Raw genomic sequence first — 11838 nt, 5'->3', positions numbered from 1 at the left:
CCGACCGTGGCGAGCGCGGTCGCGATCTCGTCGAGGGGGTGGCCGGATACATAGAGTCCGAGCATTTCGCGTTCGTAGCCCAGCCGCTCCCGGGTCTGCCATTCCTGATCGGGCACTGGGATATCGAAAACGCCGGTGTCGTGGTCCGGATCGGCGCCGTCGCCGGCGAACAGGTCGAATTGGCCGCGTGCGGCGGCTTTCTTGGTGTGCATCACGGCGTCGACGGCGTCACCGTGGATGGTCCACAGTCCTTTTCGAGGATGTCCAAGGGAATCGAACGCGCCTGCTTTGACCAGAGATTCCACCACCTTTTTCGTGCAGGCGGTGGTATCGACCCTGGTGAGGTAGTCGGAGAAACTGGTGAACCCTCCCGGCGTCCGCGCGCGGAGCACGGCCTGTACCACCGGTTCACCCACATTCCGCACGGCGCCCAGACCGAACCGGATATCGGCGCCGACGCTGGTGAAGGTGGCCGCGGACTGGTTCACGTCCGGCGGGAGTACCCGGATCCCGCGTTTGCGGCAGTCGGCGAGGTAGGTCGCGGATTTGTCCTTGTCGTCGCCGACCGAGGTGAGCAGCGCAGCCATGAACTCCGCCGGATGATTCGCCTTCAGATAGGCGGTCCAGTACATCACCAGGCTGTAGCCGGCGGCGTGGGATTTGTTGTAGGCGTACCCGGCGAACGGCAGTACCGCCTCCCACAGTGCGGTCACCGCGGCGTCGCTGTATCCGTTGCCGCGCATACCGCTACGGAAGTTCTCGAACTCCATGGCCAGCACCTCGGGTTTCTTCTTGCCCATGGCGCGGCGCAGCAGATCGGCCTGACCCAGCGAGTAACCGGCGACCTGCTGCGCGATCTGCATGATCTGTTCCTGGTAGACGATCAGCGCGTAGGTTTCGGCGAGAATCTCGCGCAGCGGTTCGTCGAGCTCGGGGTGGATCGGTGTCACCACCTCCCGGCCGTTCTTGCGGTCGGCATAGGCCCAGTGCGCGCCCACGCCCATCGGCCCGGGCCGGTACAGGGCATTGGAGGCCACCAGATCGTTGAACTCCGTCGGCGTCATCCGCAGTAGCAGTTCGCGCATACCGGCCGAATCCAGCTGGAATACACCCAGGTTGTCGCCACGGGCGAGCATCGCGTATGTCGCCTCGTCGTCGAGTTGCAGGGTATCGAGGTCGATGTCGAGACCGCGGTTGGTGCGAATATTGTCCAGACAGTCACCGATCACCGTGAGGGTCCGCAGACCCAGGAAATCCATTTTGAGCAGGCCGATGGCCTCGCACGACGGATAGTCCCACCCGGTGATGACCGCCCCGTCCTGCGGTCGTTTCCACAGCGGCACCACATCGAGCAGCGGTTCGCTGGACAGGATCACCGCGCAGGCATGGACACCCGCGCCGCGGACCATGCCTTCCAGACCCACCGCGGTGTCGTAGATCCGGCGGATATCGGGGTCGGCGTCGATGAGGGCGCGGACCTCCGCGGCCTCGCCGTAGCGTTCGTGGCCGGGATCGGTGATGCCTGCGACCGAGATATCCTTCGCCGCCACCGCCGGCGGTAGCGCCTTGGTGATCCGGTCGGCCACAGCGAATCCGGGCTGCCCGAACTGCACCCGCGCCGCGTCCTTGATGGCGGCCTTGGTCTTGATGGTGCCGAAGGTGATCACCTGCGCGACCTTGTCCGCACCCCAGCGTTCGGTGGCGTACCGGATCATCTCGCCGCGGCGCCGGTCGTCGAAGTCGATATCGATATCGGGCGCGGACGGCCGCTCCGGGTTGAGGAAACGTTCGAACAGCAGACCGTGCTCGATGGGATCGATATTGGTGATGGCCAGCGCGTATGCCACCAGCGACCCGGCCGCCGAACCGCGTCCCGGCCCCACCCGGATCCCGGCACGACGCGCATAGGCGATGAGGTCGCCCACCACGAGGAAGTAGGCCGGGAAACCCTTGTCGCGGATGATGTCCAGTTCGAACTCCGCGCGATGCCGGTAGCTGTCCGGCACTCCGCCGGGAAAGCGCCAGCGCAACCCGGCCGCCACCTCCTGTCGCAACCAGCTGTCCTCGGTATGCCCCTCGGGCACCGGGAAGACCGGCATCCGGTCGCGGAATTCCCAAACCTCGTCGTAGGGCTCGATACGTTCGGCCACCGCGAGGGTGGTGTCGCAGGCACCGGGTATCTCGTCGTCCCACAGCGCCCGCATCTCGGCCGGTGATTTCAGGTAGTAGCCGTCGCCGCCGAACCGGAACCGCGTCGGATCGGACAGCGTCTTCCCGGTCTGGACGCACAGCATGGCCTCGTGGGCGGCCGACTGCTGCCGTAGCACATAGTGACAGTCGTTGGTGGCCAACGGGGTCAGACCGACCTTCTCCCCGACGGCGAGCAGATCCGCGCGCACCCGGCGTTCGATCGTGAGCCCGTGGTCCATCAGCTCGAGCAGGAAATTCTCCGCGCCGAATATATCGCGCCATCGACCCGCGGCTTCGTACGCGGCGTCGAATTGCCCCAGCCGTAAACGGGTCTGGACCTCCCCGGACGGGCAGCCGGTGGTGGCGATCAACCCCTCGGCGTGTTCGGCGATCAGCTCGGCATCCATCCGCGGCCATTTCCCCAGCTGCCCTTCGAACGACGCCCGCGACGACAGGCGGAAGAGGTTGCGCAGACCGGTGGCATTGCGGGCGAAGATCGTCATGTGCAGGTAGGCGCCGGAGCCGGACACGTCGTCGGCTTTCTGCGACGGGTCACCCCACCGCACCCGCTCGGTGGAAAACCTCGACCCCGGAGCGATATACGCCTCGATCCCGATAATCGGTTTCACCGCCGACTGCCGGGACCGCCGGAAGAACTCCGCCGCCCCGTACATATTCCCGTGGTCGGTCATCCCGACCGCGGGCATACCGAGCCGCTCGGCCTCGGCGAACAGCGGATCGACCTTGGCCATCCCGTCGAGCATCGAATACTCGGTGTGGTTGTGCAGATGCACGAAAGAAGCGTTCGTCATCGGTGAACCCCGTCGAGCCGTGTCCGGGCCGCCCGGTTGTCCAGCCGGAGCGGCCGATAAGGTTGATTCGGCACATATGACCAGGTGAAATGCGTTAGGTCGAACAATCGACACGAAGATTGGAACAACCGATGGGTGTATCGCGAGGTGAGTCGGGCGACCTCGACCTGGCGGCGGTGCGGGCTTTCGTCGCCGTCGCCGACGAAGGTCAGTTCAGCGCGGCGGCGGCGCTGCTCGGGATCAGCCAGCAGGCAGTGTCCAAACGTATCGCGCGACTGGAGAAGCAGTTCGGCCTCGAGTTGTTCGACCGGGTGCCCACCGGCGCCGCACCCACAGCGGCTGCCGCCCGGTTCCTGCCGCACGCGCGGTCGCTGCTGGCGGTCGCCGACGAAGCCGTGGCCAGGGTGCTACGGCAACCACGGCCGCTCCGGGTCGCGGTTCTGGGGGAGCGTGCGACCGAAATGCGGGCTATGCGTTACTATCTCGGCCGGCATCCCGGCCGCGACACCGAGATCGTGCTGACCAATCCGTTCGTCACCTCCCGCGACGCCCTGGTGGCCGGGCGGGTCGATGCGGCCTTCGCCCGTGCCCACGGCGGCCCCCGCGCCCTGCCGGCGCGGATCGCGGCGGCCCCGTTCCACCTGGACCCGCTGCATCTGCTGGTCGGCAAGGACCATCCGCTCGCCGGGCGCGCGGCGGTTCCACTCGCCGAACTCGCCGGGGTGACGGTGTGGGTGCCCGGGACCTCGGTGGAGTCGGAATGGGCCGATTATTACCGCGAACTGAGCCGGTACAGCGGGGTCGTGATCGACAGCCGCCGGCGGGCGGAACTATTCCCCGATATCCCCGCCGACCGGGGGCCGGCTCCGATCGAGACGCTGATCGAGCACATCGCCGGTTCGGAATCGCTCGCCACATTCAGCGCCGAGGGTTTCGAATCTCCGTGGCATCCGAATATTCGGCGAGTGCCCGTTGTCGACCCGACCCCGGCGTACCCGCATGCGCTGCTGTGGGACGCCGGTGATCCGCATCCTGGTGTCGCGGATCTGGTCGCCTATTTCCGCGACAACTTCAACCGTGATATCGCGCCCGATTGCTGGATACCGGACAGCGACAGGGCGCTGTTCACATCCTGAACGGGTTCGGTCCCACGGCTTCCCGCGGCGGGATGCCCAACACCGGGGAGTTCTGGCGTGGCTCGTTTGCTGCCCGCGCGCTGGGCAGGCCGCCGGCCGGGACCATGGCGTCGCGTATCACCAATGTCGGGAATGTCCGATACTCGATGCAATCTGTGGTGTCGAACCGCCGACGGGTACACGGCGGCTCGGATGAGTGCGTTCGTGAGGTGCTGATGAGGTTCGAACGCCGGCCGGTCGATTACGCCGGGCCGAGGTGGATGCTCGGATGACGACGCGTGCGGAACTGGAAATAAACCTGGATCCGCCCAATGGGGCGCGGCCCATGGCCGTAGCGGTGATCGAGGCCGTCGAGGAGGGGATTCAGGCGCAGGTCCTCACACTGGCGACGGGTGACGCGGACTACGACGTGGATCTGGTCGGGTGGCTGACCACTCAAGGCTTGCTGAGTGCGGAAGGTCTCGACGCGGACGTAGGGGAATCCGTCATGATCGATCAGCACAGTGCCACTCGCGAGAAGATCGAAACCAAGACCGGAAGCCTGCAGGACCAGCACAAGTCGGTGAACAATTCCGCCTTCGCGGCGTTCAGCGTCACGAACGGAACCTTCCAGCAGATCAAGACGAAGGTCGGCACGCTGCAAGAAAAACTGTCGCAGTACCCGGGCCCCGGCGAGGGCGAGCCGTACATGCCGATCGATTCGGAGTACGCGGCTGTCGGCGCCGCCCTGAACACACTCGACGAAGTCATCGACCTCGTCGATACCGCACAGCGGGATATGGAAAGCCATGCGGAGAACATCGAACGCGCCAACCCGGGCAACAACGGCAGCCCGGCCGAAATCTGGGGTGCGACCTCACCGAAGAGCAATATGACCTTCACCGTGACGGGCGACGCCACCCGCGACAGCATCCTCGGCATCGCCCGCGACGAACTGGAACGCGGGGTGGCCGAACGGGGCGGCAGTTCCAATTCCGCGTACTACACCGATACCGGCGCGAGAACCCCGTACGACATCGGCGACGCGTGGTGTGCCTCGTTCACCAGCTACGTCTGGGAAAAGGCCGGTTACGAGGTCGACTGGACGAACAAGAACTACGTCCCCGCGATCTGGAACGACGCCAAGGCCAACCTCGAGACCGCCACTGCCGACCAGGCCGAGCCGGGCGATCTGATCATCTTCGATTGGCAGGGCGACGGGAACCCAGACCACATCGGCATCGTGGAATCAGTGAGCGGAAACACCATCAGGACCATCGAGGGCAATTCCAGCGACCAGGTGCGGTCCAACACCTACCAGATGGGCAACGCGGACCTGGTCGGTGTCGTCAAACCGCCCGCAAGCAAAACCGGCGCAACCGTGTAGCAAGGATACCGATACGGAGGTCTCCGCAGACGATCGGCCGCGGATGCACAGTCACCGAAATTCCGCATCCGGTGACAGCTTTCCGGCGATTCGGCATCGAGCGAACGGACGCTACGCCGAGCTCACCCGGTAGATACGCAGGTCTTCCGGAACACCGCTGAGCGGGGCCGCGAAGAAACTGCGCCGATAGGGCCGGGCGGTGTGCCCGAGCTCGGCCAGCGTCTCGGGTTCCAGCGCGGCCAGGGTGGATTCGGAGATCATCATCCGGCCGTTGCCCGCCGCTTCCATCACACGGGCCGCGATCGTCACGTCCACGCCCAGCCAGTCGCCGCCGATCTCCCGCGGCGACCCGGTGTGCAGGCCGATCCGCATCCGGGGCCGGTAGGTACCGACGGTGATATCGGCGAGGTTGCGCCGCGCCGCGATCGCGGCCTCGACCGCGCGGTCGGCGGACGGGAACACCGCCATCACCCCGTCGCCCATCCGTTTCACGACCTGCCCGCCGCGTTCGGCGATGGGCGGTTCGATGGCGCGGGCGACCCTGCGCAGCAGGTCCAGGGTGGCTTCGTCACCGGCGGTCAGCGACCACGACGAGAACGAAACCAGGTCGGTGAACATCACGGTCATTTCCTGGGTGCCCTTGCCCCGGCCGAGGCGTTCGAGCGCGGCCTGCCAGACCTGCAGGGCGCCGAAACCGATCTCGCGGGCCGCACTGGGGCTGTCGCCGACCAGCCGGTCCGCGGCGCGGGCCACGGCCCGGGCGCCGCCGGGGCCGCTGACCGAGAGCGGATCGCCGAAAGCGGGATCACCGGGGAGCTGTTTGCGGGCCTTACGCAGGACGTCGATCACATCCGGACGGTTGTTCGCGGCATACATGAATGCGGAGAGCGGACCGATCCGGGCGCGGGAGGGCTCGTCTGCGTTCCCGGTGGTGACGCTGTCCGTGTCCCCCGCGGTGGTGCTGTCCCCGTACTCGGCGGTGGGCCGGGGTCCCGCTGTGGTCGCACCGTGCCGTCGGCGCTGCGCCCGTCGTGACCGCGTGCTCGCCGAATCACCGTTTCTCCGGACCGGGCTCGATTCGATCGCCGGATCCTCGCCGCCGACGCCGGCCGCGATATCGCTGACGACCTCCGGCTCCGGTGCTGCGCTGCCGGAGGGTTTGTCGTTCACGCCCCGAGGGTATCTCAGGGGGTCGGACATGGGGGGAGTGCTGAGAATCGTCACCTGTCACCTCTCTATCGGAGGATGCGGCACGCCGTTGGGTCCGCCGATGGAAAACGTGTGGTGCCTGACCTCGTCGGTCTCGAGTTCGATAGTAGCCAGCGCCGCGGAGTGGGAGGTGAACTCCCGGTTACCGATAGTGGGCCTTCCCGGCGGCCGCGGATCGATGATCAGGTCGGATGTCCAGGCTGTGATAACGACCACCGGTCCGGTGCGTGAGCGCATCGGACCGGTGGTTGAGCACCCCGGCGGCCGGGCAGTGGCCGCCGAGGCGCGGGGTGCGTGAATTCTCCCGACGAGGTCACGCACCCTCTACCCGAGCGGCGAGGGAAGCGGCTCGGGCGGTTCGGGGTCAGGCGTCGCGCCGATTCACCACCAGCAACGCGATGCCCGCGACGACTACGACGAAGGCGGTGAAGTAGCCGAGGCTGCCCCACACACCCCAGTGCCAGTTCGCCGAGGACAGCGATTCGTCCATCGTCGCGAAGCGGCTCGCGTTCTGGAACGGCAAGAACGCGCTGATCTCACGTCCCACTTTACCCAGTGCGCCGACCAAGGGTTCGATGATCAATTGCCACAGTACGAGCAAGGAGATCGCCGCGGCGGATTGCCGGACCAGCACACCGATCGCGATGGCCAGCACCACGTTGAGGAAGGCCAGGACGGGCACCGCGTAGAGCGCACGCCAGTTGCCCTCGAGCACCAGCGTTGTTCCCGCATCCCCCGCGACCGCCTTGGCGACGGCGTAGGCGGCGAAGGCCAGCACGGTGGTCAGTACCGCGGCATAGAGACCCACCAGTATCGCTTTCGCGCCGACCACGGATGTGCGGTTCGGGATGGCCTGGAAGGTGGTCCGGATGATGCCGAACCGGTATTCGCTGGTCACGGTCAGGGTCGCCATGATGGACAGCACCAGGATGCCGAACCCGGTGACCCCGAGGAACGCGGTATCGACCGTGATGACGGGTGCGCCGGAGGCCTGCGGATCATCGGCGGCGATCCGCCCGATCAGACCGAACAGGGCGGCGAATCCGACGGCCAGTGCTACCACGATCACCGAACACCACCACGGTGAGCGGGTGGAGGTGAGTTTGATGCGTTCCGCGGCGATCACGCCCATTACTTCGTACCTCCCGTGAACATCGGCTCGGAATCCGCCGGCTTGTCCATGATCACGGTGGCATCCGCCGGTGATCCGATCTCGCCGTGGTATTGGACGTCCCCGCCGGTCATCCGCATGAATGCCTCTTCCAGGGAGCCGCGCTGCGGGGCGAGTTCGAAGAGGGTGATCTGGTGTTCGGCGGCCAGCGTCCCGACGGCATCGCTGGTGACCCCGTTCACGATGAGCGCCGCACCGTCGGCATTGCCGTCGTTCTCCTTCACCGTCATCCCGTGCGAGGTGAGCAGGCTGCGCAGTTCGTCCAGTTGTGGGCTGCGCACCCGGACCGAGGCCTCCGACGCCCGTTCGATGAATTCGGAGGTCGTCGAATCGGAGATGAGCCGGCCACGCCCGATGACCACCAGGTGGTCGGCGGTCTGCGCCATCTCCGACAGCAGGTGGCTCGACACCAGCACGGTGCGTCCCTCGGCGGCGAGCCGCTGCATGAACCGGCGGATCCACAGGATGCCCTCCGGATCCAGACCGTTGACCGGCTCGTCGAACAGCAGCACCTTCGGGTCGCCCAGCAGCGCCCCCGCCAGACCCAGCCGCTGCGACATCCCGAGCGAGAATCCGCCCGCGGATTTCCCGGCCACCTCCGAGAGGCCGACCAGGCGCAATACCTCCTCGACCCGCGATTTCGGCAGGTCGTTGGAGGCGGCCATCCATTCCAGATGGGCGCGTGCGGAGCGGTTGGGATGCACCCATTTCGCGTCGAGCAGCGCGCCGACCTCACGTAATGGGTGCTTCAGCTCGGCATACGGCCGGCCGTCGATCAGTGCGGCACCCGATGTGGGCCGGTCCAGCCCCAGGATCATCCGCATGGTGGTGGATTTACCGGCGCCGTTCGGTCCGAGAAAACCGGTGACCTGCCCCGGTCGCACCGTGAAGGTCAGGTCCTGGACCGCGACGGTCTGCCCGTAATGCTTGGTCAAGCCCCGGACTTCGATCATGCCGACCAGCATGCCCTATCAGGAACGCATACGCGTCGCCCGATGGTCGGGAGTCGGGATCATCCTCGAGGATGAGCCGCCCCCGATACCGACCCCGGCGCGACCCGGGGTCTACAGCTCGGGCGACGAGGCCTGTGCCCAGAATCGTTTCGGTATGCGGCCCGCCTCGCGTGCCCGGTACCCGGCGCGCACCGCGTCCGCCATGGCGGCGGCCATCAAAGCCGGTTGCCGGGCGCGGGTGACGGCGGTCGCGAGCAGGACGGCCGAACAGCCGAGTTCCATGGCGAGTGCGGCGTCGCTGGCCGTACCGATACCGGCGTCCAGGATCACCGGCACCTGCGCGCGGCTCACGATCATCTCGATATTGTGCGGATTGCCGATTCCCAGCCCCGTACCGATCGGCGAGCCCAGTGGCATCACCGCCGCACAGCCCGCATCCTCGAGCCGCCGCGCCAAGGCCGGGTCGTCGTTCGTATACGGCAGTACCGTGAACCCCGCGTCGACCAGCTGTTCGGCCGCGTCGAGGAGTTCTATCGGGTCGGGCAGCAGGGTGCGCTCGTCGGCGATCACCTCTAGTTTCACCCAGTTCGTATCCAGCGCCTCGGCCGCCAGCCGGGCGGTGAGCACGGCCTCGGCGGCGGTGCGGCAGCCCGCGGTGTTCGGCAGCGGTGCGATATCGAGCCGTTTCAGCAGGTCGAGCACGCCGGTACCGCCGGCGGAGTCGACGCGGCGCATGGCAACCGTGGTCAGTTCGGTACCGGAGGCCACCAGCGCCTCTTCCAGCACGGCCAGGTTCTCCGCCCCGCCGGTTCCCATGATCAGCCGGGAGCCGAAGGTGCGGTCGGCGATCCGCAACGGTTCGTCAGCCACCCTGGACCGCCGTCAGCACATCGATCTGCCAGCCGCGCCCGACCGGTTCGTCCCAGCGTGATTTCGGGAACACCGCGCCGTCCACCGCGAGCGCGACGCCCTGGCTCGGCAGTTCCAGGCGTTCCAGCAGTTCCCGGACGGTGAGCGGGGCGGCGAATTCGTGATCGGTCCCGTTCACCGTCACGCCGAGGGGAACCGGCGACCCCGCCGTGGGTGACCCCGATGCTGATGACACTGTCATCGACTACCTCCTGAGGGTGTGGACGCACCGAAGCGGCGCGGATCGGCCGCCGCGACTTCGGCGAGCGGCTGTCCGCCGAGTTCGGCAAGGACGGCATCGGCCGTGAGCGCACTGGTCAGCATGCCATTGCGGCCGTGCCCGGTGGCGGCGAGCACGCGGTCGGACAACCGGCCGATCAGTGGCAGATTGTCCGGGGTGCCCGGCCGGGACCCGGCGCTCGCCTCGGCCAGTTCGTATTCACCTATCCCGGGCAGCACGGTTTCGGCGTCGGCGATGAGATCGCGCACCCCGGCGACGGTGACGGCGGTATCGAAACCCGCCTCGTATTGGGTCGCGCCCACGACGACACCGTCGTCGCGGGGCACGAAGTACACGGGCCGGCCGTGGACCCGGGCCCGCACCACGCGGGTCGGTGGCGGTTGCGTCCCCGGACGTTGCCGCAAGCGCAGGATCTCGCCCTTCACCGGCCGCACCGGCAGCCCCGGCCAGAGCGCCGCCGATGCGGCGCCCGCGGCCAGCACGATCCGGTCGTGGTCGAGTTCGGCGAGGTCGCGTACCCGCTCCGGGCGTACGGTGACACCGGCTTCGCCGGCCGCCTTGCGCAGTGCGGTGACCAGCCGCCGGTTGTCGATGGCGGGTTCGGCGGCGGCGAGTAGACCGGCCCGCACGGTGCGTGCCAGCACGGGTTCCAGCGCCCGCACACCGGCGCGGTCCAACAGCCGCAGCTCGTGTCCGTGCCCGTTCACCCAGTCGGCGATGGTGCGCAGATCGGCGGCGTCCGCCCCGTCCTGCGCGATGGTCAGCGTTTCCCCGGCCACGAAGACATCCGTCCCCGTAACCGTCGCCAGCCGGGCCGCGAAATCCGGCCAATGGGCCAGCGCCGCCGCTCCGAACGCGAGCACATCGTCCTCACCGGGCCAGCCTTCGGACAGCGGGGCGAGCATCCCGCCGGCCACCCACGAGGCGCCGCTGCCGACCGCCGGGTCGAAGAGGGTCACCGTCCAGCCCGCTGCCGCGGCCCGCCAGGCCACCGCGAGCCCGATCACCCCGCCACCGACCACGGCGACGGTCGAGTCGGGTGCGCGCTGCGGCACGGTCATCCTCGCCACCTCCTCCGGGGCATTCGTTCGACTGGGTATGTGGTCACATCCGGGTCGGTGCGCAGCTCACTCGGGTGTGGCACCGGTCTGTGCGCCTTCCGAGTAGGTAGATTCTGCCGCCGCGGGTTCCGGGCCGTTTGCGTCGTCCGCGCGCGTCCTGCCTGCGCAGATCGGAAGCGTGCTGCCCGTGCTGCCCGCTAGCGAGTCGAGGTCCCCGGCGGTGCGCGGGACCCGGGGGCGTCCGTGGGGCAGCGTGCCGGTGAGCACTCCCATTCGTGCACCTGTTCGCCGAGTCCAGCCCGCTCCGGGTGCCATCACTGCGCCGAGTCCGGTGGGCTGGGCTGCATCTCCGGCACCGGAAAAGCGCCCGGCCGGACGAATCCGGATCGGGTGCGCCCGTCCCGGCGCCCGCGCCGGCAGCGCGGATGTTCGCACTACGTTCCACCTCCTGCAACATTTCCACGTTAGCGCGGTTACGGTGGCAGTTGTGCAACCGTCCTCCGCTCGCCGACAGCTTCCGCCGCGCGATCGTCTCGCGACCGCCCGGCTGTACCTGTGCACCGACGCCCGCCGGGAGAAGGGCGATCTGGCCGCGTTCGCGGATGCCGCGCTGGCCGGTGGTGTCGACATAATCCAGCTACGTGACAAGGGGTCGCCCGGTGAGCAGCGGTTCGGCCCGCTGGAGGCCATGGGTGAACTCGCGGCGCTCGCCGAGCTACGCGCTGCGACTCGCCGCCACGGCGCGCTGCTGGCAGTGAACGACCGGGCGGATATCGCCCTGGCCGCCGCG

10 protein-coding genes are annotated in these 11838 nt (G+C 67.8%); 3 read left to right on the top strand and 7 right to left on the bottom strand.

The annotated features are described in order from the left end of the window. The coding region (gene dnaE / locus QH195_RS05015) for a DNA polymerase III subunit alpha (RefSeq protein ID WP_280434473.1) at positions 1-3002 on the bottom strand (3002 nt) is incomplete at its 3' end. A gap of 131 nt (positions 3003-3133) precedes the next feature. On the opposite strand from dnaE, the gene QH195_RS05010 reads away from it, so the two are divergent. Further along, positions 3134-4138 (top strand): LysR family transcriptional regulator, encoded by a 1005-nt coding sequence (locus QH195_RS05010; protein WP_280434472.1) that lies wholly within the window; start codon positions 3134-3136, stop codon positions 4136-4138. A 268-nt stretch (positions 4139-4406) separates the two neighbouring features. Then, positions 4407-5504 carry a CHAP domain-containing protein gene (locus tag QH195_RS05005; protein WP_280420293.1) on the top strand — a complete coding sequence of 366 codons (1098 nt, stop codon included), beginning with the start codon at positions 4407-4409 and terminating at the stop codon, positions 5502-5504. A 111-nt stretch (positions 5505-5615) separates the two neighbouring features. Here the strand turns inward: QH195_RS05005 and QH195_RS05000 are convergent, their stop codons facing one another. The 6 genes from QH195_RS05000 to thiO form a co-directional block, all read right to left on the bottom strand. Beyond that, positions 5616-6401 (bottom strand): adenylate/guanylate cyclase domain-containing protein, encoded by a 786-nt coding sequence (locus QH195_RS05000; RefSeq protein WP_432278348.1) that lies wholly within the window; start codon positions 6399-6401, stop codon positions 5616-5618. 676 nt (positions 6402-7077) lie between these two features. Then, entirely contained in the window at positions 7078-7845 is a 768-nt protein-coding gene (locus QH195_RS04995; RefSeq protein ID WP_280421026.1) for an ABC transporter permease, read from the bottom strand. Then, the gene (locus tag QH195_RS04990; RefSeq protein WP_280421025.1) at positions 7845-8837 is read right to left on the bottom strand and encodes an ABC transporter ATP-binding protein; all 993 of its coding nucleotides are present in this window, start codon (positions 8835-8837) and stop codon (positions 7845-7847) included. The genes QH195_RS04995 and QH195_RS04990 overlap by 1 nt, the downstream gene beginning before the upstream one ends. A gap of 111 nt (positions 8838-8948) precedes the next feature. After that, positions 8949-9707 carry a thiazole synthase gene (locus tag QH195_RS04985; RefSeq protein ID WP_280434471.1) on the bottom strand — a complete coding sequence of 253 codons (759 nt, stop codon included), beginning with the start codon at positions 9705-9707 and terminating at the stop codon, positions 8949-8951. Beyond that, positions 9700-9948, bottom strand: coding sequence for a sulfur carrier protein ThiS (gene thiS, locus QH195_RS04980; protein WP_280434470.1), 249 nt, complete (start codon positions 9946-9948; stop codon positions 9700-9702). The genes QH195_RS04985 and thiS overlap by 8 nt, the downstream gene beginning before the upstream one ends. After that, a complete protein-coding gene (gene thiO, locus QH195_RS04975) occupies positions 9945-11048 on the bottom strand; it encodes a glycine oxidase ThiO (RefSeq protein WP_280434469.1) in 1104 nt (367 codons plus the stop codon). The genes thiS and thiO overlap by 4 nt, the downstream gene beginning before the upstream one ends. Before the next feature lie 487 nt (positions 11049-11535). Between thiO and QH195_RS04970 the strand changes: the two genes are divergently transcribed. After that, on the top strand, positions 11536-11838 hold a 303-nt coding region (locus QH195_RS04970; RefSeq protein WP_280434468.1), incomplete at its 3' end, for a thiamine phosphate synthase.

This window comes from Nocardia carnea (assembly GCF_029868855.1).
In the GTDB taxonomy this organism is placed as follows: Bacteria; Actinomycetota; Actinomycetes; order Mycobacteriales; family Mycobacteriaceae; genus Nocardia; species Nocardia carnea_A.
Note: the sequence above shows the minus strand (reverse complement) of the source record. Positions and strands in the feature narration are given on the sequence as shown.